This is a genomic window from Bradyrhizobium sp. 215_C5_N1_1 (assembly GCF_052075935.1).
GTDB lineage: Bacteria > Pseudomonadota > Alphaproteobacteria > Rhizobiales > Xanthobacteraceae > Bradyrhizobium > Bradyrhizobium barranii.
In genome coordinates, this window is sequence record NZ_CP197228.1 from 7734592 (window position 1) to 7757033 (window position 22442).

The 22442-nt window shown below is 63.5% G+C and carries 28 protein-coding genes; 12 read left to right on the forward strand and 16 right to left on the reverse strand.

Annotated features, from left to right (window positions below; translation table 11 throughout):
- Positions 1-164 precede the first annotated feature (164 nt).
- Entirely contained in the window at positions 165-650 is a 486-nt protein-coding gene (locus tag AB7G19_RS37065; RefSeq protein ID WP_094184315.1) for a putative quinol monooxygenase, read from the forward strand.
- 45 nt (positions 651-695) lie between these two features.
- Here the strand turns inward: AB7G19_RS37065 and AB7G19_RS37070 are convergent, their stop codons facing one another.
- Both AB7G19_RS37070 and AB7G19_RS37075 read right to left on the reverse strand, forming a co-directional pair.
- The gene (locus AB7G19_RS37070) at positions 696-1859 is read right to left on the reverse strand and encodes an acyltransferase family protein (RefSeq protein WP_085403382.1); all 1164 of its coding nucleotides are present in this window, start codon (positions 1857-1859) and stop codon (positions 696-698) included.
- A gap of 26 nt (positions 1860-1885) precedes the next feature.
- Positions 1886-3379, reverse strand: coding sequence for an FAD-linked oxidase C-terminal domain-containing protein (locus AB7G19_RS37075; RefSeq protein ID WP_085403383.1), 1494 nt, complete (start codon positions 3377-3379; stop codon positions 1886-1888).
- Between the two features lie 264 nt (positions 3380-3643).
- On the opposite strand from AB7G19_RS37075, the gene cycA reads away from it, so the two are divergent.
- Positions 3644-4039: a cytochrome c-550 CycA gene (cycA, locus tag AB7G19_RS37080; RefSeq protein WP_014491900.1), complete on the forward strand. Its 396-nt coding sequence runs from the start codon at positions 3644-3646 to the stop codon at positions 4037-4039.
- Between the two features lie 118 nt (positions 4040-4157).
- Here the strand turns inward: cycA and AB7G19_RS37085 are convergent, their stop codons facing one another.
- Positions 4158-5114 (reverse strand): alpha/beta fold hydrolase, encoded by a 957-nt coding sequence (locus tag AB7G19_RS37085; RefSeq protein ID WP_085403384.1) that lies wholly within the window; start codon positions 5112-5114, stop codon positions 4158-4160.
- Positions 5115-5443: 329 nt separating this feature from the next.
- Here AB7G19_RS37085 and AB7G19_RS37090 point away from each other — a divergent pair, with 329 nt between their 5' ends.
- Positions 5444-5626 (forward strand): hypothetical protein, encoded by a 183-nt coding sequence (locus AB7G19_RS37090; protein WP_063986707.1) that lies wholly within the window; start codon positions 5444-5446, stop codon positions 5624-5626.
- 7 nt (positions 5627-5633) lie between these two features.
- Here the strand turns inward: AB7G19_RS37090 and AB7G19_RS37095 are convergent, their stop codons facing one another.
- The 3 genes from AB7G19_RS37095 to ykgO form a co-directional block, all read right to left on the reverse strand.
- On the reverse strand, positions 5634-5894 hold the full coding sequence (locus tag AB7G19_RS37095) for a hypothetical protein (RefSeq protein ID WP_028147974.1): 261 nt from the start codon (positions 5892-5894) through the stop codon (positions 5634-5636).
- Between the two features lie 124 nt (positions 5895-6018).
- Complete coding sequence (locus tag AB7G19_RS37100; protein ID WP_094184308.1) at positions 6019-6675, reverse strand: tetratricopeptide repeat protein; 657 nt, start codon at positions 6673-6675, stop codon at positions 6019-6021.
- Between the two features lie 106 nt (positions 6676-6781).
- Positions 6782-6907, reverse strand: a complete 126-nt coding sequence (ykgO, locus tag AB7G19_RS37105; RefSeq protein WP_006611362.1) for a type B 50S ribosomal protein L36 — start codon at positions 6905-6907, stop codon at positions 6782-6784.
- A gap of 330 nt (positions 6908-7237) precedes the next feature.
- Here ykgO and AB7G19_RS37110 point away from each other — a divergent pair, with 330 nt between their 5' ends.
- Positions 7238-8122, forward strand: coding sequence for an amidohydrolase family protein (locus tag AB7G19_RS37110; RefSeq protein WP_028147972.1), 885 nt, complete (start codon positions 7238-7240; stop codon positions 8120-8122).
- 98 nt (positions 8123-8220) lie between these two features.
- On the opposite strand, the gene AB7G19_RS37115 is transcribed toward AB7G19_RS37110, so the two are convergent.
- Genes AB7G19_RS37115 through AB7G19_RS37125 form a run of 3 tightly spaced genes read right to left on the reverse strand, consistent with a single transcriptional unit; the run spans position 8221 to position 10018 of the window.
- Positions 8221-8718, reverse strand: coding sequence for a GlcG/HbpS family heme-binding protein (locus AB7G19_RS37115; RefSeq protein ID WP_085403385.1), 498 nt, complete (start codon positions 8716-8718; stop codon positions 8221-8223).
- 38 nt (positions 8719-8756) lie between these two features.
- Positions 8757-9416, reverse strand: a complete 660-nt coding sequence (locus AB7G19_RS37120) for a hypothetical protein (RefSeq protein WP_354113968.1) — start codon at positions 9414-9416, stop codon at positions 8757-8759.
- Between the two features lie 5 nt (positions 9417-9421).
- A complete protein-coding gene (locus AB7G19_RS37125) occupies positions 9422-10018 on the reverse strand; it encodes a superoxide dismutase (RefSeq protein WP_028147969.1) in 597 nt (198 codons plus the stop codon).
- A 533-nt stretch (positions 10019-10551) separates the two neighbouring features.
- Between AB7G19_RS37125 and AB7G19_RS37130 the strand changes: the two genes are divergently transcribed.
- The 3 genes from AB7G19_RS37130 (at position 10552) to AB7G19_RS37140 (ending at position 12837) form a co-directional block, all read left to right on the forward strand.
- On the forward strand, positions 10552-11283 hold the full coding sequence (locus AB7G19_RS37130; protein ID WP_085403387.1) for a haloacid dehalogenase type II: 732 nt from the start codon (positions 10552-10554) through the stop codon (positions 11281-11283).
- A 41-nt stretch (positions 11284-11324) separates the two neighbouring features.
- Complete coding sequence (locus AB7G19_RS37135) at positions 11325-11792, forward strand: YbaK/EbsC family protein (RefSeq protein WP_014491890.1); 468 nt, start codon at positions 11325-11327, stop codon at positions 11790-11792.
- A 193-nt stretch (positions 11793-11985) separates the two neighbouring features.
- On the forward strand, positions 11986-12837 hold the full coding sequence (locus tag AB7G19_RS37140; RefSeq protein ID WP_085403388.1) for an adenylate/guanylate cyclase domain-containing protein: 852 nt from the start codon (positions 11986-11988) through the stop codon (positions 12835-12837).
- Between the two features lie 87 nt (positions 12838-12924).
- On the opposite strand, the gene AB7G19_RS37145 is transcribed toward AB7G19_RS37140, so the two are convergent.
- Both AB7G19_RS37145 and AB7G19_RS37150 read right to left on the reverse strand, forming a co-directional pair.
- Positions 12925-13278: a hypothetical protein gene (locus tag AB7G19_RS37145; RefSeq protein WP_085403389.1), complete on the reverse strand. Its 354-nt coding sequence runs from the start codon at positions 13276-13278 to the stop codon at positions 12925-12927.
- 95 nt (positions 13279-13373) lie between these two features.
- The gene (locus AB7G19_RS37150) at positions 13374-14360 is read right to left on the reverse strand and encodes a tripartite tricarboxylate transporter substrate binding protein (protein ID WP_441268768.1); all 987 of its coding nucleotides are present in this window, start codon (positions 14358-14360) and stop codon (positions 13374-13376) included.
- Between the two features lie 150 nt (positions 14361-14510).
- Here AB7G19_RS37150 and AB7G19_RS37155 point away from each other — a divergent pair, with 150 nt between their 5' ends.
- The gene (locus AB7G19_RS37155) at positions 14511-14768 is read left to right on the forward strand and encodes a hypothetical protein (RefSeq protein ID WP_085403390.1); all 258 of its coding nucleotides are present in this window, start codon (positions 14511-14513) and stop codon (positions 14766-14768) included.
- Positions 14769-14896: 128 nt separating this feature from the next.
- Here AB7G19_RS37155 and AB7G19_RS37160 read toward each other — a convergent pair whose 3' ends face one another.
- Together AB7G19_RS37160 and AB7G19_RS37165 are read right to left on the reverse strand one after the other, a co-directional pair.
- On the reverse strand, positions 14897-15418 hold the full coding sequence (locus AB7G19_RS37160; RefSeq protein ID WP_085403391.1) for an REP-associated tyrosine transposase: 522 nt from the start codon (positions 15416-15418) through the stop codon (positions 14897-14899).
- Positions 15419-15547: 129 nt separating this feature from the next.
- Complete coding sequence (locus tag AB7G19_RS37165; RefSeq protein WP_085403392.1) at positions 15548-16486, reverse strand: LysR family transcriptional regulator; 939 nt, start codon at positions 16484-16486, stop codon at positions 15548-15550.
- A 118-nt stretch (positions 16487-16604) separates the two neighbouring features.
- Between AB7G19_RS37165 and AB7G19_RS37170 the strand changes: the two genes are divergently transcribed.
- The 3 genes from AB7G19_RS37170 to wrbA all read left to right on the forward strand — a co-directional run bounded on the left by AB7G19_RS37170 (position 16605) and on the right by wrbA (position 18871).
- Positions 16605-17357, forward strand: coding sequence for an SDR family NAD(P)-dependent oxidoreductase (locus AB7G19_RS37170; RefSeq protein ID WP_028147961.1), 753 nt, complete (start codon positions 16605-16607; stop codon positions 17355-17357).
- Between the two features lie 50 nt (positions 17358-17407).
- Positions 17408-18106, forward strand: coding sequence for a pirin family protein (locus tag AB7G19_RS37175; protein WP_085403393.1), 699 nt, complete (start codon positions 17408-17410; stop codon positions 18104-18106).
- 165 nt (positions 18107-18271) lie between these two features.
- Entirely contained in the window at positions 18272-18871 is a 600-nt protein-coding gene (gene wrbA, locus AB7G19_RS37180) for an NAD(P)H:quinone oxidoreductase (protein WP_071909485.1), read from the forward strand.
- 265 nt (positions 18872-19136) lie between these two features.
- On the opposite strand, the gene AB7G19_RS37185 is transcribed toward wrbA, so the two are convergent.
- Together AB7G19_RS37185 and AB7G19_RS37190 are read right to left on the reverse strand one after the other, a co-directional pair.
- Positions 19137-20021, reverse strand: a complete 885-nt coding sequence (locus AB7G19_RS37185) for a protein-L-isoaspartate O-methyltransferase family protein (RefSeq protein ID WP_085403439.1) — start codon at positions 20019-20021, stop codon at positions 19137-19139.
- A 113-nt stretch (positions 20022-20134) separates the two neighbouring features.
- On the reverse strand, positions 20135-20611 hold the full coding sequence (locus AB7G19_RS37190; protein WP_014491880.1) for an Lrp/AsnC family transcriptional regulator: 477 nt from the start codon (positions 20609-20611) through the stop codon (positions 20135-20137).
- A gap of 122 nt (positions 20612-20733) precedes the next feature.
- Between AB7G19_RS37190 and AB7G19_RS37195 the strand changes: the two genes are divergently transcribed.
- Positions 20734-21273, forward strand: coding sequence for an RBBP9/YdeN family alpha/beta hydrolase (locus AB7G19_RS37195; protein ID WP_085403394.1), 540 nt, complete (start codon positions 20734-20736; stop codon positions 21271-21273).
- Between the two features lie 21 nt (positions 21274-21294).
- On the opposite strand, the gene AB7G19_RS37200 is transcribed toward AB7G19_RS37195, so the two are convergent.
- Positions 21295-22437 carry a GNAT family N-acetyltransferase gene (locus AB7G19_RS37200; RefSeq protein ID WP_085403395.1) on the reverse strand — a complete coding sequence of 381 codons (1143 nt, stop codon included), beginning with the start codon at positions 22435-22437 and terminating at the stop codon, positions 21295-21297.
- Between the last annotated feature and the right edge of the window lie 5 nt (positions 22438-22442).

Genomic DNA, 22442 nt, shown 5'->3' on the forward strand with positions numbered 1-22442 from the left:
TCAGCGCCGGTGCAGTCGGGGATCCGGCACGGGCGACCACGACGCTTCGATCATGATCGAAGCGTTCACGACATCGACACTTCGACCAGCGGCGAACCAAAGCCGGCAGGCCCTCGCTACAAGCTTGCGCCGATCGCGATCGAGGCCAACCGATGGAGACAAGCATGCGATCGACACATCAGCGGCTGGTGCCGCGCGTCCACGAAGCGTTCAGCCGCAGGTCGGTGATCCGGGCCTTCGGAGCCGTCCTGGCGATCTATCTCTCGCCATGGGCGGCGGCGTCATCTCAAGCCCAGCAGCAAGGAGCAAGGACCATGAACCACTATGCCACGCAGAAATCCCTCAGCGACGCCGTCGACGGCGGCGGCCTGCTCGTCGTCGCGCAATGGGAGGCCAAGCCCGGCGAGGCCGACAAGGTCGCCGCGATCCTCGACCGCTTCCTGCCGGAGGCGCAGCGCGAGGAGGGCGTCAAGCTGTTCCTGATCTCGCGCGCCAGGGACAATCCGGCCCAGTTCCTGTTCTACGAGCTGTTCCGCGACGAGGCCGCGTTCAAAGCGCACCAGGAGAGCGCGCATTTCAAGACCTGCATCGCCGGCGAAGCCCTGCCGCTGCTGGCGAAGCGCGAACGGGCTCAATACGCACTCATGTAAACACCAGCTCGTATGCCGCGGTTCGATCTGGACCGCGGCATACGACTATATGATCGCGCGCAGCGGCGATCTGCGCAGGATCAGTGCCGAGACGGCCAAGCTGCCGATCGCGGCCAACATGGTCAGCAGGAGCGCCTTCGTGAGTGCGAAGAGCGGCAGTGCGTGCAGAAGCAGGGCAAAGCCGACCAGGATCGGCGGATGGATCAGGTAGACGCCGAAGGCGTTGTCCGAGAGCCATTTGGCGACCGGCCCTTGCGCGTCGAAATAGCGGCGGTAGACGGCCAGCATCAAGAGACCCATGCCGACGCAGACCAGCGCCTCCCACAGGCACTTCCCGGCACTGACGACGTTGAAGCCGCCTGCATAGAGCGCGGTGTCCCCCTGCAGGCCTCCCCCGAACAGCACGAGCGCTGCAAACAGCGGCACAGAGAGCGACAGCGCGAGCAGTCCCCAGCGGATACAGGAGCGCTCGGCAAGCCCAACCATCCAATTGCTGCGATAGCCGACGGCGCCGGCTGCGAACATGAGAGCGTATTGCGGGAGATCGCCGGGGTGAACGTTGAGCACGGAGGTATCGGCGTGGATGGCGATGCGAACGGCGAAGGTGAACGCCGCCATGGCCGCAACGAACAGAACAATCCCCGTGCCGCACAGCGCAACCTCGGGCTCCCGCCATCCGGTCTGGCGGATCAGGCCATAGAGGAGCGAGACCAGCAGCAGCACCGCGCAAAACCACATCGGTCCCGTCTCGGAAAGCCATTCGCCGTCCATCAGATGGGTCAGCCATTGATGGCCGAAACCGCCCTTGCCCCAAGTCCATGACAGAAAATACTGCGTCAGCGGGCCGATCACCAACATGTAGAGCAAAGTCGGCAAGCCGAGCCTGATCAGCCGATCACGCGCAAATTTCGAAAGTCCTTTCCGATCGAAGGCGCCGACGGCGAAATAGCCGGCGATGAAGAACAGCGCGGCCATGAAGAAGGCCTGGAGGAAGCTCTGATAGATGCCGAAGAAGAGGGCCGTGCCGAAGCCGGTCTCCCGCCGGTCGACATAGTACCAATTGCCGAACGGACTGTAGGTGTCGGCTGCGTGCATGCTCAGCACGAGAATGATCATCGACCAGCGGATGTTGTCGATGAACAGCAGGCGCGACTTCGCCAGCGGCCTGCCCGGCGCTTCTTTCGTCACACTGATCCGAACGTCCGCCATGTCGCCGCCATGCCGGGTATCGACCGTCAGAACCGCGGAATGTCCGGAAACGCCACCTTCCCGGCGTGCACATGCATGCGGCCGAGCTCGGCGCAGCGATGCAGGGTCGGAAACACCTTTCCGGGATTGAGCAGGCCCTGCGCGTCAAAAGCGCATTTCAGGCGCTGCTGCTGGTTGAGGTCGATCTCGGTGAACATCTCCGGCATCAGGTCGCGCTTCTCGATGCCGACGCCGTGCTCGCCGGTGAGCACGCCGCCGAACTCGACGCAGGCGCGCAGGATGTCGGCGCCGAAGGCCTCGGCGCGCTCGATCTCGCCGGGCTTGTTGGCATCGTAGAGGATCAGCGGATGCAGATTGCCGTCGCCGGCGTGGAACACATTGGCGCAGCCGAGCTGGTACTTTTCCGACAGTTCGCGGATGCGGGCGAGCGCCTTCGGCAGCGCGCCGCGCGGGATCGTGCCGTCCATGCAGAGATAATCGGGCGAGATGCGGCCAACGGCCGGAAACGCCGCTTTGCGGCCGGCCCAGAACAAATTGCGCTCGGCCTCGGAGGTCGAGATCTGGCAGGTGGTCGAGCCGCAAGCATTCGCAATGGTCTCGACGCGCGTGATCAGCTCGTCGACCTCGATCTTGGGACCGTCGAGCTCGATGATGAGCAGCGCTTCGACGTCGAGCGGATAGCCGGCATGAACGAAGGCCTCGGCGGCGTGGATCGCCGGCTTGTCCATCATCTCCATGCCGCCGGGAATGATGCCGGCGCCGATGATGCGCGCCACGCATTCGCCGGCCGCCTCAACCTGCGCGAAGCCGACCATCAGCGCCCGCGCCGTCTCCGGCTTTTGCAGGATGCGCACCGTGATCTCGGTGATGACCCCGAGCAGACCTTCCGAGCCGGTGATGACGCCCATCAGGTCGTAGCCGGTGTTCTCCGCCGACTTGCCGCCGATGCGCAGGATCTCGCCGCTCATCAGGACAATCTCGCAACCGAGCACGTTGTTGGTGGTCATGCCGTATTTCAGGCAGTGCACGCCGCCGGAATTCTCCGCGACATTGCCGCCGATCGAGCAGGCGATCTGCGAGGACGGATCGGGGGCGTAGTAGAAGCCGGCATGCGCGACCGCCTGGCTGATGGCGAGATTGGTGACGCCGGGCTCGGTGACGACGACGCGGTTGTCGAAATCGATCTCGCGGATCCGCTTGAACTTGCCGAGCCCGAGCAGCACGCCATCTTCCAGCGGCAGCGCGCCCCCGGACAGCGAAGTGCCGGAGCCGCGCGGAACCACCTTGATCCCCTGCCCGGCACAATATTTCAGGACGAGCGAGACCTGCTCGGTGGTGTCGGGCAGCACCACGACCATCGGCGGCTGCCGATAGGCCGTCAGCCCGTCGGATTCGTAGGCCCGCATCTCGGAGGCGCTGTCGATCACGCCCTCGCCGGGCACGATTGCGCGCAATGCAGCCACGATCTCAGCGCGGCGCGCCAGCACGGCCTGGTCGCTCGCGGGCATCATGATGGCCATAACATATCCTTCCGACTCGTAGCCCACGATCAAATTATCGCGGCAAATCAACCACGTCCGCGCCTGTTTGGGTAGGCCATCCGAAAGTCGGAGCGGCCATCTTCGGCGAGTTCGCTCTGGGACAAGTAGGGCAGCATGAAACCTGTCATGGTTTCGCGGCTTGTCCAAGCCGGGCGGGCCTGCCAAAACCGGCGGGTCCGTCGTTTGCCGACCAGGCAAGACCGACCAGCCTAGACCCACCAGGGAAGAGACGAAGAGCACCCGATGACAAAACTGACTTTTGGCGCACTGATGATCCTCACCGTGACTGCCACCGCACCCGCCGCGATGGCGCAGGATGTTGCGGCCGGCAAATCGTCGTTCAACAAATGCCTGGCCTGCCACGCCATCGGCGAAGGCGCCAAGAACAAGGTCGGCCCCGAGCTCAACGGCCTCAACGGCCGCAAGTCAGGCACCGCACCGGACTACAATTATTCGGATGCGAACAAGAATTCCGGCATCACCTGGGATGAAGCCACGTTCAAGGAATACATCAAGGACCCCAAGGCCAAGATCCCCGGCACCAAGATGGCGTTCGCGGGCATCAAGAACGAGAACGAGATCAACAATCTCTGGGCCTTCGTCGCGCAGTTCGACAAGGACGGGAAAATCAAGCAGTAAGCGCGTGAACGGCGGCCGCCCGAGCTTCGGTTCTGATTGAGTCAGAACCGAAGCTCGGGCTTCTTGTTTCGACGCGTTTTCTTCACGCGAACCGGTATCCACTTCGCTCGAAAACGCCTTAATCGGCGGCCGCCTGCGCAGGGACGATTTTCCCGATCATCGTCTCGATTTCCGTCTTCACCAGATCCGGCACAGCGTTCTGCACCATGTGGCCGAGATCGGGCAGCACGATCAGCTTTGCACCCGGCACCATCGCGGCGAAGGGACGCGCGTGGATGGCGGTCTTCACCGTCTTGTCGGGCTCGCCGGCGATGATCGTGACCGGCGCCTTGATCTCGCCATAACGCGCAGCCTGCGCCGTCACCGCTTCCTTCAGCGTCACCAAATCATAGGCATTGGCGATGAACTCGCGCGGGCGCAGCAGCAGCGGCGTCGCGGAGTCCTGCACGAAACCATCCGGCATGGTCTGCGGCAGGAAGACGCTGCGCGCGCCGGCCTCGGCAACGAAATACCCCATCGGCAGCGTGATGGTATAGGCGAGCAGCCGGCCGATCACCGGCGTTGCGATGATCTCGTTGTAGCGGCCGACGCCGCCGCGCCAGGGATGGGTCACCGGCGCCAGCATGACGAGACCGGCGACGCGGCCGGGATGATCGAGCGCGATCCGCGCGCCGAGCGCACCGCTCCAGGAATGCACGACGAAGACCGCGCGATCGATCCCGAGCTTACGAAGCGCCTCGTCAATCATCCGGGCCTGGATCTCTGGCGTCGAATCCTGCCGCCGCATCCGCGTGCTCCAGCCGTGACCGGGACGGTCGATCAGGATGACGCGATGGTCTTTGGCAAGGAGGTCGCCGAGCGGACGCCGCATCGCTTCGAGATTGGAGCTCGCGCCGTGCAGCATCACGATCGGCATGCCTGAACCGCGCGGACCGATATCGACGACGTGAAGCACAGCGCCGTCGACCTCGACCATCCGGCCCTGGGGCGGAAAGGCGCGTTGCACGGCGAGGACGCCGGCCTGCGTGGCCAGCGCCAGCAGAACCAGCGCGGTCACGACTGACATCACAATCATGGGGAGAATCCGGGCGATCCAGGGCACCTGGCAGTTACGAGACTAGCGGGCGGCAGTTTCGCGCCGTGAGATCCCGCGCTCCACTTGAAATGCCGGGGCTGTGGATATGTGCATAATTCCAGCAGGAAAAAACGCAATAAAATCAATGGAATTCCTCGCAGCGCGCAAGCCTCGGGCCAGCTTCATGCAGTCGTCATCGCGGCTTCCATATAATCGCCACGGTCGGTTCCGCCATCTAGGCGCGGGTGGGCGCCGATCCTCCTCGCAAACTCCAAGGGGATGCGGGAAAGGCCGGCAGGATTTGTCCTGATTTGAACCGGAGAATGTCGATGAGCTTCAGATCCAAAGACACTGCGATCGACGAGATCGTGGCGAGCTGCAACGGTGACCTGCGCGGTGCAGTGCGGGCACTGCTTCTGATCAACGAGCATCTCGAGACGGAGCTTGCAAAGGCTTACGCCGCGGCCGCCGATCACGGCCTTGTCGAGCGCGCCGGTAGCGTCCTGCACTAAGTGCAGGCTAGTTCGTTCCGTCCTCGTCCTTTTCCTCGTCGGGTGTGACCGCAGGGCAGGCGCGGATCGTCGAACGGGCAAGCTTGGCATCGGCCCTGGATTTGTAGGGACCGTCGCCGAACCAGATGTCGCCGATGATCACGGGATTGCTGGTTACGATGTTGCATTTGCCGGTGGCGCGATTGCCGACCACCCAGAACAAGCCGTCGGCGAGGCTCACCGAGCCCGACGCGAGCAGCAATACACCTGCAAAGATCAAACGCTTCATGGCCGTGCTCCTGCCATGCAGGTAGGCCTGCGCGCGCTTCAACAATACCCCTGAGAACGCCGCACGTGTGATCGTGGTTAATCCGCGCACGCTGCAATCACTCGGGAAATGATCAACTTGTCCGCTAGATGTCGCGGCCTTCGACCTTCTCGGTCAGCGCCTTGACCTGCTCGGGGATCTTCTCGAGGTGCGGATTGACGGCCAGCGCCTTGCGGTAGGCCTCGAGCGCACGTTTCTCGTCACCGACCTCCTGCATGATCATGCCGAGGCCTGCGAGTGCGCCGAAATGGCGAGGCTCCCGGATCAACACCTCGCGGATGTCGGCAAGCGAGCGGCCGTAGTCATTCTGCATGTAGTAGAGCGTGGCGCGCCGGTTCCAGGCCTCGATGTAGTCGGGCCTGAGCTTGATGACCGAATCCAGCAGCTTGATCGCGATGTCGATCTTCTGCGCGTCGACCGCGGTCTTGGCCCGCGCCATCAACAGCGATGCGGTGTCGCTCGGGGTCTGGATCCAGATCGCCCAGATCCGCGCCTCGACATGCTTGGCGCTGGCCTCGTCGGGCGCGGCCTTGAGCGCGCCGAACAGGAAATCGAGATTCTTGCTGCGGTCGACCTTGGGCAGCTTGGCCGGCGCCTCCGGCAGCTTCTTCTGTTCCTTGCCGGGAGGGGCAGGCAGCTCTTTCTGCGCCAGGGCTGGCGTAAGGCCAGTGGCGCCCAGCACAAGGGCCAGACACAGGGTGCGTGCGAAAGGGAAGCTCACTGCCAGGAATCTCACTGCCATGCGCAAAGTCTAAACGCGCAAAGCCGCCCTTGCAAAGCAAAGGCGGCGTCAAACTCGTGTGAGCCGTGGTCTTGCGGGGCGCGCGGAGGCGACCGCGAGGGCAATATCAGCCCTGGCGAGCCTTGAAGCGGCGCTGCACCTTGTTGATCACATAGACTCGGCCCTTGCGGCGGACCAGGCGGTTGGCGCGATGGCGACCGCGCAGCGATTTCAGCGAGTTACGGACCTTCATGGCAGAATCCTGAACGTTCGAAAGGCCGTGTTCGGCACTACCGTTTCGGCACGCGCGAATGTGGCAAAATGAGATCTTTCCCGCTGGCGGACCGACCGCCCGGGACGGGGCGGTTCTTAAGGCATGGGAGGACCGGATGTCAATGTTAACTGCCCGGTTCCGGGCCAGCAAATTCTGGAAAACAACCCCATGCAAAGTAGAAAGCAAAGTAGAAACGGCCGGATCGGCCCGATCTACGCATTTGTCGACTTGGGGCTTCGCTTCGACGACGTGCCTTGCCAAATTCGTTATATCATATAATCAATTCGTCAACCCGTCGGGAGGAAACCAATGCCGAAGCTGAAGCTGCCCAACATCGACGATGTCGTCGCCATCGACATCCACACCCACGCCGAGGAGCCCTGCGGCACCCATCCCGACGACGGCTATGACGATTTCCAGGCGCAGATGGCGGACTACTTCAAGTCGCCGCACAAGCATCCGCCGACCGTGCCGGAGACCGCGGCCTACTACCGCTCCAAGAACATCGCCGCGGTGATCTTTCCGGTCGATGCCGAGCGCGAGACCGGCTTCCGCCGCTACAAAAATGAGGAGATGCTGGAGATCGCCTCCGACCATCTCGACGTCCTCATTCCCTTCGTCTCGATCGACCCGCACAAGGGCAAGCTCGGTGTGCGCGAGGCGCGCAAGCTGATCGAGGAATACGGCGTGCGCGGCTTCAAATTCCATCCGACCATGCAGGGCTTCTACGCCAACGACCGCATGGCCTATCCGCTCTACGAAGAGATCAACAATGGCGGCGCGATCGCGCTATTCCACACCGGCCAGACCGGCGTCGGCTCGGGCATGCCCGGCGGGATGGGCATGCGGCTGAAATATTCGAACCCGATGTACATGGACGACGTCGCGGCAGATTTCCCCGACCTCAAGATCATCCTCGCCCATCCCTCCTTCCCCTGGCAGGAGGAAGCGCTGTCGGTCGCGACCCACAAGCCGAACGTCTACATCGACCTCTCGGGCTGGTCGCCAAAGTATTTCCCGCCGATCCTGGTGCGCTACATCAACTCGATCCTTCAGGACAAGATGCTGTTCGGCTCGGACTGGCCGGTGATCACGCCGGACCGCTGGCTGTCGGACTTCGCCAAGATCGAGATCCGCGACGAGATCCGGCCGAAGGTACTGAAGGCCAACGCGCGCAGGCTGCTGGGGATCTAGCCGCGTACTCATCGCCACGGCGCATTGAGGGCTTCGACCGGTTGCCGAAGCCCTCACGCTCAGGCGCTCAAGGCCTCGCTGAGGCGGGCAAGGCGGCCCTAAAACTCCAGCTTGTCGCGTATAGCGTCGATTCCGGCCCTGGCGCAGGCTTCGTCAGCATCACCGCCGGGCGCCCCAGACACACCGACGGCTCCGACCAGTGAACCGCCCGCTTCGACAATCAATCCGCCACCTATAATGACCGTGCCGGGGAGATTGCGGATACCGGCCTGCAGCATGCCAGGTTGGCTGACGGCATTCAGTTCGGTGGTGCTGGTACGGAATGTTGCTGCGGTCCACGCCTTGCCCGAGGCCGTTGAAACGGTGTGAGCACCTGCGAACCTGTCACGAAGGATCACCTGTGTCCCCCCGAAGCGATCGACGACCGCGACGGCGACCTGGTACCCGCGTGATCGGCAATCACCAAGCGATGCCCGGGCCAGATCAAGCGCCAGCTCGGGACTCAGGGATTTGTAGGTCGCGAGCGGCTCCTGCGCCATTGCCGGGTGCGCGAGCATCAACAGGACGGTGGCCGCAAGCAGGGTTCGAGCGAGCATGGTTTCTCCGACGTGAGAGGGTCGACGCCGATGTTAACCTAGTTCAGCGCACCGTATGTCAGGTCGTCGAATACGGTGACACTGTCGGCCTTGGTCCACAAGCCGATCATGCCGGCGTCCCTGATCGATTCGTCCTCGACCTCGAACATCGGCTTGCCGTCATACGTCACCTTGAATAGCTTTCCCGCGAATTCGCAACGTAGGGAATGCCATTGACCTGACGGCACCGATACCTTGACGCCATAGCCGCCTTTCCGGCCGACAATATCGAGCGCGCTGCGAACACCCTTGATCGTCTTGTAGAGCACAACATTGTCTTCAAGCGCGTTGGCCCGCACGACATAGTAATTGTCGGCATCCTTTGCGCGCCAGACAATACCGGCCGCACGATCCTCGGAGCCTGCGATCGCCTTGAACTTGACCTCGACGAACCCGTCCAGGATGCTGGTGCCGCTCCTGAGCGCCACTGGAAACGTCGCCTGACCGGATTGTTTCAGGACGTTCGGCTTGCTTGGCGCCGTCGACTCCACCTCGACCGTCCATTTGGGCTGGCCACGACCCGTCATCGTCAGCGTCCAGCCTTCGGGCGCTGCGCCGGTTGCTGCGTTGTCAAAATTTACAGTTTCTGCCATCGCGTTTCCTTCAACCAACAATAGGAACAACGCCGCCCCTAAGAGCGCTACGCTCGTTTTTTGCACGACGTCTAAGCTTCCCGCCTGTATTGATCGTACAGTGTTGCAGCGTTGTCCCATTTGATCGCTTCCATGTAGATGTCGACATACTTCGCGGCCGCCGCGCCATAATCCATGTGATAAGCGTGCTCATACATGTCGAGCACCAGTACTGGGCGTCCGCCGGCCAGCGTCGTCGTGTGGTCGGCGGCCCACTGATTGACCAGCCGCTTGTCGCGCGGCGAGTAAGAAAGAATCACCCAGCCGGAGCCGCCGCCTTCGGCCTTGCCCATGGCGGAGAACTCCGCGCGCCACCGCTCCATGCTGCCGAAATCGCGCGCGATCGCGTCGGCAAGTGGTGTGCTCGGCTTGCCGGCACCGCCGAGCCCGTCGAAATAGATTTCGTGGAGGATCATCGAGTTTGACGCGACGAGTTCCTCGCGCTTCAGGCCGTTGATGACGAAGTTCGGAGCTTTCGCGAAGTCGAGCTCGGCGAGTTGCGTTCCGATCGCGTTGAGTCGCTTTACGGCACCGACATAGTTGTTCTCGTAGTGGCTGACGAGCACCTTCTCCGAGATGCCGGCAATGGATTTCGGATCGAACGGCATCGGCTTGGGCTGGTATGTCATTGGCCTGGCTCCTGTTGGCTGATTGGCTTGCGCAAGGGCTTGCGTCCCCGCGAGTATTGCGGTCGATGCCGCGGCGGCCCCCACGCACCTGATGAAGTCTCGGCGGTCGGTATTCGTCGTCATGGAGCCCTCCACGTCATCGTCGTCCCCGACTTGCCCCGTGTGCTCGCTAGCTCTTGGTGCTCGCCGTCTTGTCGAGTGCGCAAATAGACCGCGCGGTCCTTGTCGATACGGACATCGACGAGGGTCGGCGCGCTGGCGGCACCAATTGACGGGACAATTTCTCTGATGAGATCGAGATGAAAGAAGACATGCGGCGTCCTTGGTGACCAGGACGCGATACTTGGGCATGTCGCCTCGCGGGGAGATCGCAAATCCCCGTACCCTGAATTAAACGCCTGCCGGCGGCAGTGTCAATCTGCTGCGCGAGGTCGACGGGGTGACGATTGTTTGAAGAAGGTTCCGACCTTGTCGAGTACCGGGCCGTTTCGGTATTGTCCGTGCGCCACCGCAAAGTCCCAAAGGAGCGAGCCATGAGCATCAAGGCCGTCGTCTTCGACGCTTACGGAACGCTCTACGACATCCAGTCCGTCGCAGAGATCACCGAGGATGCTTTTCCGGGCTATGGCGAGATCATCACGCAGGTCTGGCGGATCAAGCAGCTCGAATACACCTGGTTGCGCTCGCTGATGCGGCGCTACCAGGATTTTGCCGCCGTCACGCGCGACTCGCTCGCCTATACGCTGCGCCTGCTCGGCCTCGCCTATGAAGGCGAAGCGTTCGAGCGGGTGATCGAGAAATATCTGGATCTCGATCTCTATCCGGATGCAGCCGCCGCGCTTGCGGCGCTGAAGCCGCGAAAACTCGCCATCCTCTCGAATGGCAGTCCGGACATGCTGAATGCGCTCGTGCGCAATTCCGGGCTCGACCGTCTGCTCGATGCCACCATCAGCGTGGATGCGAAGAAGGTCTTCAAGCCGTCTCCAGAGGCCTACACGCTGATCGGCGAGGTGTTCGGCACCAGGCCGGATGAGGTTCTGTTCGTCTCGTCCAATCCCTGGGATGTCGCGGGCGCGAAGTCGTTCGGACTGAACGTCGCCTGGATCGAACGTGTGACGCCCGAGGCGATGGCGCTGGCTTGCGTCGAGAACGAACTCGTGGCACCGCTGACGATGTATAAGGCGATCCGGACCCAGATGGACGAGCTAGGGTTCGCGCCGGATCATCGTGTCCGCGCGCTCTCGGAACTGCCAACGGTCGCCTAAGCATCGCCGCCCGCCCATGAGTCTGGAATGAGCTGTTTGGAATGAGCCTTCAATCCGTTCGCGCCTTCTTCGCCGAGAAAGCCCCCGACATCTCCGTCATCGAATCCCCGATCAGCTCGGCCACGGTGCCGCTGGCCGCCGAAGCCTATGGCGTCGAGCCCGGCCGGATCGCCAAGACCCTGTCGTTGCGCATCGGCGAGCGTGTGATCCTGATCGTTGCCGCCGGCACCTCGCGCATGGACAACAAGAAGGTCAAGGCTGCGTTCGGCGGCAAGCCGAAGATGCTGGGGCTGGAGGAGGTTGCCGAGATCACCGGCCACGAGGTCGGCGGCGTCTGCCCGTTCGGACTGAAGTCACCGCTGCCGATTTATTGCGATGTGTCGCTGAAGGCGTTCGACGTGGTGGTGCCGGCCGCAGGCTCGACCCACAGCGCCGTGCGCATCACGCCCGAGCGGATGGCGGAGCTCACCGCGGCCGAATGGGTCGACGTCTGCGAGCACAGGCCTTAAGGCGGCTCCGGCCTGTCCTCGTGAACCACGGCGCGGAGGGCGACCTCACGCCAGGTCGGTTTTGGCACCTGGCTGGCTGCATTCGTTGCACGAGTATGACGGTTTCGGGACTGGACGACCGGTCGTTGAGCCGCGATGGGGCCAGATGCGATGCCTGATGCAATTGCCGGTCAGGGAGGCTACCATATGGACCATGACCGACGACAAGGTGAAACGACGATTGACCACCGTCCTGTGCGCTGACGTGCAGGGCTATTCTCGCCTCATGGAGGCAGACGAGACCGGAACGTTGGAGACGCTGCGCCGCTACCGCACTGCCTTTGCGGGACTGGTGGAGCGTCATGACGGCCGGATCGTGAATACCTGGGGCGATGCTGTGATCGCCGAGTTCGCCAGCGTCGTCGAGGCCGTGCAATGTGCGGTCGAAATTCAGCAGGAAATTTCCAACCAGGATTCGGACCCACCTCACGCGAACCCGATGCGGTTTCGCATCGGCATTAACCTCGGCGATGTGATGGTGGACGGGTCCGACATCTATGGCGACGGAGTCAATATCGCGTCGCGGCTGCAAGAGCTCGCCGAACCCGGCGGCGTTGTGATCTCAAGCTCCGTCTACGATCAGGTGCACAACAAATTGTCCGTTGGCTTCGACTGTCTCGGCCAGCGACCAATGAAGAACGTTGCTCCCATGACCAGCTATCGCGTGGCCATGAGCGGCCAAAGCGCTGGGCGACGGAGCTTCCCGGTTGACGAAAGCCTCCCTCCCCAGGGGCGGGCTGTTGCAGATTCGGAAACTGGCGCGCGATGGATTGACAGCAGGCACGAGCCATCCACCTGGATGGGCTTCGTCTCGGATTGGCTGGCGAAGCTGCCCCGCCCGGTTGCAGTGGCCCTCACGGTTTCGGGCTTTCTGATTCTGATCAACGTTTTCACCGGCATGCACAAGATCTGGTTCCATTGGCCGGTCGCAGCATTGCTCTTCGGTGCCCTCTTGCGGACAGCACTCCGGCAGCGACCCGAGCCGAACAGCAAGCGGGATCGCTAAACGAGTCGGGAGTGAGGCGGTCGCTTCAGGTCATGACTTGAGCATGACCTTTTCGGAAAATCGCATCACACTTTTCCGGATCATGCTCTAGTCGTTGTCATCATCATAGGGACGTGGTGGCGCGGCGACAGGCGGCGGCGCATTGTTGTAGCGCGGCGGCGGCACAGCCCGGCCGCGCGGGACCGGCTGCTGCGGCTGGGCCTGGTTGTTCGACTGGAACACCGCCCGGCATGCGCTCGAAAGCTGCGGCGTGTTCTGCTGCAGGCAGGTCACAATGCGGTTCGTGTCCGGAATCTGGTCGCTGCACAGGCGCCAGACATCCGGCGTGCACGCCATCTGCTGTTCCATTGTGCCGCGATAGTCCTGGGCTGATGCCGCGCCCTGCGCGACGATGCCGCTGACTGCAAGCGCCAGACCCATCGCAATTCGCTCTGTTCGCATGTCCCGATCCTTCTCGCTTTCCTTGATTTGTCTTCAATCAATGAGACGCGGTCAGGTTCTGAACCAACAAAAAAATGTGAAAATGCGGCGGGAACCTATTCCACCTTGCCGATCTTCTTCACCGCCGCGATCAGCCGCGCGCTGTCCGTCGCCACGAATTGCGAGAATGCCGGCGCGTCCTGATAGGCGGCCAGACTGCCCGAGGCCTCGAAGCTCCTGAGCACATCCGGACTCGTCATCACCTTCGCCATCGCTTCGCGCAGGCGGCTCGCGACCGGCGCAGGAAGAGCGCTCTGTGCAAAGAGCCCGGCCCAGATGTACATCTCGACGTCCTTGTAGCCGAGCTCCTGAAAGGTCGGAACGTCGGGGAAGCTCGCGATGCGCTGTGCGCCGCAATTGCCGAGCACGCGCAGCTTGCCGTCGTCGACCTGCGGCTTCAGGGTGCCGGGCGCGGCTGCTATCGCCTGCACGGTGCCGCTGAGCAGCGCGGTCAGCGCCGGGCCCGCGCCGCGGAACGGAACATGCAGCAACTTGATCTCGGCGCTGCTCGCGAACATCTCCATCGCGACATGCAGCGTCCCGTAAGGACCGGACGAGCCGTAAGTGATTTGGCCCGGCCGCTTCTTCGCATCCTCGACAAAATCCTGCGCCGTCTTCCACGGCGCCGAGGCCGGCACCGCGAGCAGCGTGGGATCGGCGAGGACGCGCGCGATCGGCATGAACTGCGAGACTTCGTACGCAACGGGTCGGTCGAACAGGCGATCGGCCTCGGGGAGCACCGCGAGCGAGGACAGCGTCATCAGCAGCGTGTAGCCGTCGGGCTCCGCGCGCGCCGCCGCAGCATTGCCGACCGATCCGCCGCCGCCACCGGCGCGGTTGTCGACAATGACGGGCTTGCCGAGGACCCGCTCCAGCGCCATCGCGACCGGACGCGCGGCAAGATCGGCCTGACCGCCCGCCGGAAACGGCACGATCATGATGATGTTGCGCACCGGATAGGCTTGCGCGAAGGCCTTGTCAGGTAAAGCAGCCCGCAACAACGGCAATGCCGCAGCCGCGCGCAAGAGATCGCGTCGATCCATCATAGTCCCCTCGCCCCCGATTTTCTTTGTTTCGCTGGCAGCCTAACCGGCCGAGCGGCAAGAACAAGGCGTTTACGAAGTATTGACCATGTTCGGCCCGGCCCGGAACGCTTCCCTGAACCCGCTGTTGCCCTCTTGAGGGAGTGGGTGATGCGGAATCTTGCGACCATCGACGTCGCCCTGGACGAGATGCTGGTGAATCTCGCAGCGATCGTCTTGCGGCTTTCAAAGCCCGAATTGACGCGAACGCCGGAAGCGCGGCGCGCGCTGGCGCAATCGGTCCATCAATACGCCGCCTGCGCGGCACGCTCGAACGACCCACGTGTGCACGAATTGAAGACGCAGCTGGAAGGGACGCTGAAGCCAGCCTTGCGCATTGTCGCAATCGACGGCGTGAAGGTGTCGTGATCGGAAGTCGTAATCTGAAATGGTGGGCACGCTTCGCTTTGCCCACCCTACGATAGTTGTGCGGAGGATCGACGAGCGAGATCTCGTAGGGTGGGCAAAGGCGCGCTCTTCGCGCGCCGTGCCCACCATCATTCTCCGAACTGCCCCGCGATATCCCGCATATCCCCTCCCCAATCCACGGGGAGAGTGCCTTGGTCGACGTAGCGATGGAAGCTGCTGAGCGACCAATCGCGCACACGCGTGACGAGGCCATGCTTCACTGGATTGAAGTGGATGTAATCGACGTGGCGCTCCAAGTCCGCGTCGTCTCGAATCGCGTGCTCCCAGTAGCGGCGCTGCCAAATTCCCTTCTCGCGCTTGAGTGACTTGCTTGCCGAGCGCTCCTGCGCTTCCAATCCTCGCGAGAAACCGCCCTTGATCAAATTCCAACGCGACGAAAAGTCGGAATCATTCTCCGGGAGCGACCAAATGGCATGGAGATGGTCGGGCAGGATACAGATCGCGACGGTCTCGAACGGTCGGCGCTGCTGAACGGTTTGGTAAATTCGTCTTAGGCGATCAACATGATCCGCGAGCAGAGTGCTTGAACGATCGGCGAGCACGACCGTAAAGAAGAATGTGCTGCCTTGTGTGCGCCGATATCGAGACATCTGCGATCCCATCAGGCAAAGGCGTGGGCACGCTTCGCTTTGCCCACCCTACGATAGCCGTTTGCAGGATAGACTAGCGAGATCACGTAGGGTGGGCAAAGGCGCAACGCGCCGTGCCCACCAAGGGATCTACCCCGCTTTGTTGACACCCTTCTTCGGCCGCCGCTTGCACGTGCCTGGCAGCTTCGCCGCGAGAAAATCGCCGAGCGCCTCGACGCGTGCGGGGCGCGGGCCGCCGGGTGGCGTCACCAGATGCACGGCGCCTTCGGCCTGCTTCCAGTCTTTCAGGATCACCTCAACCTCGCCGGACGAAATCGCCTCGCCGACGATGAACTCGGGCAGCTCGGCGATGCCGAGACCGGCGATCAGCGCCGGCATCACGGCTTCACCGTTGTTGACGCGAAGCTGTCCGCCCGGACGGACGCTCGCCTGCTCGCCTGCCGAATTGGTGTAGTTCCAGACATTGGGCGTCGAGAGATAGGCGTAGCTGAAGCATTTGTGTTCGGCGAGATGCATCGGATGCGTGGGCCGTCCATGGCGCTTCAGATAGGACGGCGCGGCCACCGTGAAGCGCGGCATGGTGAAAAGCCGCCGCGCGATCAGCGAGGAGTCCGGCAGCCGCGCGATCCGCACCGCCATGTCAAAACCCTCGCCGATCAGATCGATGGTCGCATCGCTCAGATGCAGATCGACCGAGACCTCCGGATAGGTTTCGAAGAACTCCGGCAGCAGCGGCGCCACCGCCTTGATCCCGAACGTCATGGGCACGGCGAGCCGGACCAGGCCGCGCGGCGCCACCGATTGCGCCAGCGCCTCGTTCTCGGCCGCCTCGCCGTCGACGAGCAGACGCGTGGCGCGTTCGGCGAGCTTGTGCCCGGCATCGGTCAGCGCCAGCCGCCGCGAGGTGCGGTTGAACAGCCGGGCACCGAGCCGTTCCTCCAGTCGCGTGACCGCCTTGGACACCGTTGCCTTGGACATCGCGAGCTCGCTCGCGGCCCCTGCAAACGACCGTAATTCCACGACTTTTGCGAAAATCGCGAGCGCCTCGAAATCGGGAAGTTTTGCCATGTGCGCCGGTCCAATTGGGGTATTCTGGGAAACAATGCGTTTCAACAGTTTCTATTTCTATACCACAGGCGGAGGCTTATCCAAGGGGCATCAGACATTCAGGAAATGGAGAAATCCAATGACCAAGAAGCTCTCAGGCAAGGTTGCCCTCGTCACCGGCGGCTCGCGCGGCATCGGCGCGGCCTCGGCCCGCGCTCTCGCCGATGAAGGTGCGGATGTCGCCATCAGCTATGTCGCCTCGCCCGAAAAGGCCGAGGCGGTCGTTACCGAGCTCAAGGCCCGCGGCGTCAAGGCCCGCGCTTTCAAGGCCGATCAGGCCTCGGCCAAGGACGTGACGCAGCTCGTCAATGACGTCGCCAGGGAATTCGGCCATCTCGACATCCTCGTCAACAATGCCGGCGTTGCCGCCGGCGGCGCGATCGACGATGCGAAGGCTGACACGGCCGCGCTTGAACGGCAGGATTCCATCAACGTACACGGCGTGATCGCGGCGATCCGCGCTGCTTCGCAATTGATGGGCGAAGGCGGCCGCATCGTCACCGTCGGCTCCATGCTCGCCGACCGCGCCTCGTTCCCGGGGCTTGCCGACTACGTCGCCACCAAGGCGGCCGTCGTCGGCTACACCAAGGGCGCGGCACGCGACCTCGGCCCGCGCGGCATCACCGTCAACGTGGTGCAGCCCGGCTCGATCGACACCGACATGAACCCGAAGGACGGCGGCGAGTTCGCCGAGACGCAGCGCAAGCAGCACGCGCTGCAGCGCTTCGGCCGCCCCGAGGAAGTCGCCGCCGGCGTCGTGTTCCTCGCAAGCCCGGAAGCCTCCTTCGTCACCGGCACGGTGCTCAACGTCGACGGCGGGTTCGGCGCCTGATCAAGGCGGCAGCCGTTCAACCCAAAGGATCACACAAAGGAATTACGCAGATGATCGAACTCAGACCTTTCGCAAAGCTCGGCGGCGCCGATCACGGCTGGCTCAAGGCCAAGCACCATTTCTCCTTCGCCAGCCACTACGATCCGAACAACATGGGCCACGGCGCCTTGCGGGTGTGGAACGACGACGAGATCGCGCCGAACACCGGCTTTCCCGCCCATCCTCACGCCAACATGGAAATCATCACCTATGTGCGCGAGGGCGCGATCACCCATCAGGACAGCCTCGGCAACGAGGGCCGCACCGAAGCGGGCGACGTGCAGGTGATGAGCGCCGGCAGCGGTGTTCGCCACTCCGAATACAATCTCGAGCCGACCAAGACCCGGATCTTCCAGATCTGGATCGAACCGACCGCGCGTGGCGGCCAGCCGACCTGGGGCTCGAAGCCGTTTCCGAAGGCGGACCGCACCGGCAAGCTCGTCACCATCGCCAGCGGGATCGAAGGTGACACCGATGCGCTGCCGATCCGCGCCGATGCACGGGTGCTCGCCACCACGCTGAAGGCCGGCGAGAGCGCGGAGTATGAGCCCGAGAGGTCGCGGCATCTCTATCTCGTGCCGGCGGCAGGCGCGGTCGAAATCAACGGCGTGCGCGTCAACGCCCGCGACGGCGCCGCGATCCGCGACGAGGACAAGCTGAAGATCACGGCGCTCGAAGACTCCGAGCTCGTGCTCGTCGACGCGGCTTAACAACGCGCTTCGTCATGGCCGGGCTTGTCCCGGCCATCCACGCCCCACCATGGGCGCACAAGAACGTGGATGCCCGGGACATCTAGCGCGAAGACGCGCTTCGCGCTTCTGCCCGGGCATGACGTCCCCCACAAACAGTCAACATCGATCCCAACGGAGACCACCATGACCAAAGTTCTCGTCCTCTATTATTCCGCCTATGGCCACATCGAAGCGATGGCCAACGCTGTTGCCGAAGGCGCGCGCGAGGCCGGCGCCACCGTCGACATCAAGCGCGTGCCCGAGCTGGTGCCGGCCGAAGTCGCCAAGGCGTCCTATTACAAGGTCGATCAGGCAGCACCCGTCGCCAAGATTGAGGACCTCGTCAATTACGACGCAATCATCGTCGGCACCGGCACCCGCTTCGGCCGCATGGCCTCGCAGATGGCGAACTTTTTGGACCAGGCCGGCGGGCTCTGGGCCAAGGGCGCGCTGCACGGCAAGGTCGGCGGCGCCTTCACCGCGAGCGCGACCCAGCATGGCGGCCAGGAGACGACGCTGTTCTCGATCATCACCAATTTGCTGCATTTCGGCATGGTCGTGGTCGGTCTGAACTACGGCTTCGCCGGCCAGATGAAGCTCGACGAGGTCACCGGTGGCGCCCCCTACGGCGCCACCACGATCACCGGCGGCGACGGCAGCCGCCAGCCCAGCGCCAACGAGCTCGCCGGCGCGCGCTATCAGGGCCGCCAGATCGCGGAGACCGCCAGGAAACTTCACGGCTGAGCCTCGCAGTTAGGCTTGGCGAACGACCGCATGGCTGATGCGACGGGGGCGGCGTTCTCATTCGGGAATGCCGCCCCATCTACGTGGTCGGGATATTTGACCAAAAGCGATACGAATGGCTTTCGAACTCTTGTTGATCGCGCAGATGATCCGCAGGCCTGCGCAAGCATTGGCGCGGCGCTGGTATTGCCGCAGCCTGTTCCGCGCCTCGCGCGGCCGGCTGCATTGCGCCGGGTGCGCGAAATCGTAAGGCGCGAGCGATCAGTCACGCCTGCGTGAGGTCGGCGTGCGGCTTGATTGAATTCGTCTGGACGGGTGCCGCAGCCGTCGAAAGCCACCAGCCCTCACCGGCAAACCAGCACATCTCGTCCGGAGCGCCCTCTCTGCGCAGCGACTGCACGCTCTCCCATCCTTTGGCGAACGCCTCGGCCAATCGCCGGCCGGCATCTGCGTCCTGCAGTCCCGCGCAGCCGATGAACTGGGCTCGACTCAGGAATTTCGCCGGCCAGACCGCGCCCTCGTCCGGGCGCGTGATCATCAACATGCCACCGAGCATGCCCTCCGGCGCCAACGGAAACACCAGCCGGCCGCCGGGCCGCAGCGCATCGAGCCATTCCGTGGCCGGCTGCGCCGCGCCCGCACAGACGTAGATCACATCCGCTCCCGGTAAATCGGACGCGATGCCCGAGCGATCTTCCAGCTCGACATGCGGGATGTGCTTCAGATTTTCGCGCGCGAGTGCCGCCAGGCGTTCGTCGATCTCATAGGCATGGACACGGCCCGAAGGTCCCGTGAGCTCGGCCAGAATGGCCGTGTAGTAGCCGCTGCCGGCACCGATCTGGATCACCGTCTCGCCTTCCCGCACGCCGCAGCCGCTGAGCCAATAGGCGTGCGCGCCCGGCATCCCGATATTGAGGCCGCGCGCCGGATCCAGCGCCAGAAGCGTGTTTTGATAGAGGAAGGCGGGGTCATCGTCGGGCGTCACGACATAGGGATGACCACCGACGGAGATCGACCACGGTCCGGGCCCAACGAAGGGTTCGCGCCTGACCGTGCGAAAGGCCTGTTCGATACGGGGATCCGTCGTCTTGGCTGCGGCGCAGATCAACTGCGCATAGAATGCGCGATATTTTGCCGAACGATCTTCCATGTCGCCTCCGGAAAGCGGAGGCGACGATAGCACAAAGCGCGCGATCATCGAAGCTCGGCGCAATCGAAGGCTTTGTGACAGCCCGGTGACATGTCGATCGCGCGGGCCACGCCTCAACCGCGTTCGGTCTTCTTCCTGATGAGGTCTTTACCGATCGGTCGCGCCGGCTCGCTCCGCAGCACGAGCGAGGTCGTCACAGCGCCGAAGCCGGCGATACGATCCACGATCGTCTCCAGATCTTCCGGCGCCGGAACCAGCACCTTGAGCACGAAGCAATCATCGCCGGTCACGCGATGGACTTCGACGATGTGCGGAATCTCGCTGAACCGTTTGAGGCAGGTCTTGATGTGCTCATGCGAGGTGCGCAGGCGGACCAGCGCCATCAGGCCGAGCCCTAGCGCGCGCGGATTGATGCGGGCGCCGTAGCCTTCGATAATCCCGGCTTCCTCGAGCCGCTTCACGCGCTCGGAGATGGCCGGCTGAGACAGCCCGACGGAACGGCCGAGCTCGGACAGCGGCACGCGCGCATTGGCCTGCAATGCCTCCAGGATCTTCAGATCCTTGGTGTCAATGCTTCCGAAGCGATCCAAGACAATTCTCCATTCCACCTTGAGATCATCGGCAGATGATCTCCTTCGCCGATGACTTGCCATGTGACGCAGCACCAAGACCGGCCACACTGCACGTGCATCTCAGATATCACGGGACGATCATGCACGACATCATCACCTTGCCCGGCCTCGGCGGCTCCGCAGAGACTCATTGGCAGACACTCCGGGAGCGCAACGATACACGTTTCACGCGGTTTCAGCCGGCGAGCTGGGACCGGCCGGAGCTCGCCGATTGGGAGCAATCCCTGGAACAGGTGGTCGGGCGCTGCGCGAAGCCGCCGGTGCTGGTCGCACACAGCCTCGCTTGCCTGCTGGTGGCGCACTGGGCCACGCGCTTCCCATCCACGATCGCGGGTGCTTTTCTGGTCGCGGTGCCCGATCCCGATGGCGCCAATTTTCCCGCGGAGGCGGCTGCGTTCAAGCCGGTACCGGACCGTACGCTGCGCTTCCCCTCGCTCATCATCGCCAGCACCGACGATCCCTTTGGCAGGCTCGATAAGACGCAGCAGCGGGCGCGTGCCTGGAAGTCCGGTCTGATCGTGCTGGGCGCCCTTGGCCACATCAATGCGTCGAGCGGGCTCGGCGACTGGCCGCAGGGTCGCGCGCTGCTGGACGCCTTCAGTGCCGGCCTTTCGAGATGACGCGGGTGCGGGCGGCCTCCGTCACCGCATCTTGCGTATCGCCCGGCTGGCGAAGGCGGCGAGCCTGGGATAGCGACGCAGGTTCTGCGCGGTATGGTCGCGCCATGCATAGGGAGCGCCGCGCCAGGACAGTGCGATGCTGACATCGGTCAATGCGACCTTCGCGGCGCCGAAGCGGCGCTTGTAGTCCTGGTTGCCGATGCTGAGATCGAAACGGCGCACGCCCTCTGCATGCAGCGCCGCCATGGTCCGTTCGGTGACGAGCAGCCCCGGCGAGCAGTTCGACCATGAATCGCCGGCGTGGCTGATGCGCAGGAGGAAATAGCTCGCACCAGACCTGACGCCGAACGTGGTGGCGACGACGGCCTCGTCGCAGACCAGCGCCGAGATGACGGCATAGCCCTCCGCGATACCCTGACGGGCGACCTCGCGATAGAATCGGGCATGAGCGTCGTCGTTGAGGACGAAGCGCGAGCCGAGCTTTCGCATGCGGGCCTGCTGCTGGACATCCATCACGTCCAGCAGCTCGCGCGCACGCGCGACATCCGCCGCGATCTCGAGCCGCGCGCCGGCATGACGGCTGAAGACCCGCCAGCAGCGCGGCATCTGCATGCGCTTGATCGAGGCCCGGTAGGCCTCATAGTCGTCGCCCGTCAGCACGAGATTGCCGTTGAGCGAGCAGGATCCGATCCGTCCGAGCGACACCAGTGGGTTCGGCTTGCCACCGACATGGGCCGGCATCTTCTTCAGCCGCAGCAGATCGAAGCGGTCGGGCAAGGCGCGCACCGCGTCGATCAGCGCCTTGCCGATCGCATCCGTCGCCGCAGCGTCCAACGCGGCATCGAGCGCCAGGATCGGCGCGTTGTTGTCGGAGACGCCGAGATCGGCGAATTCGACGATGCGGATGCCGCGCCTGATGTGGCTGATCATCGGCACCACCGCGATGTCCTTGCCGGTCGCGGCATCGGAGATCAATGCGATCAGCGGTGCAAAGTCGTGAAACGCCTCGTACCATGCGCCGAGCCAGTAACCGTGCTGGAATGCGGTGCGCTGCCCCGCGCTCAGGCGCGATGCGGCCTGCCGCCAGTCACGCACGAAATCGACAGCGATTCCCGACGTGCTGGACGCAAGACCATCTGATTGCTCGACGCTGAGAAACGTCATCCGCG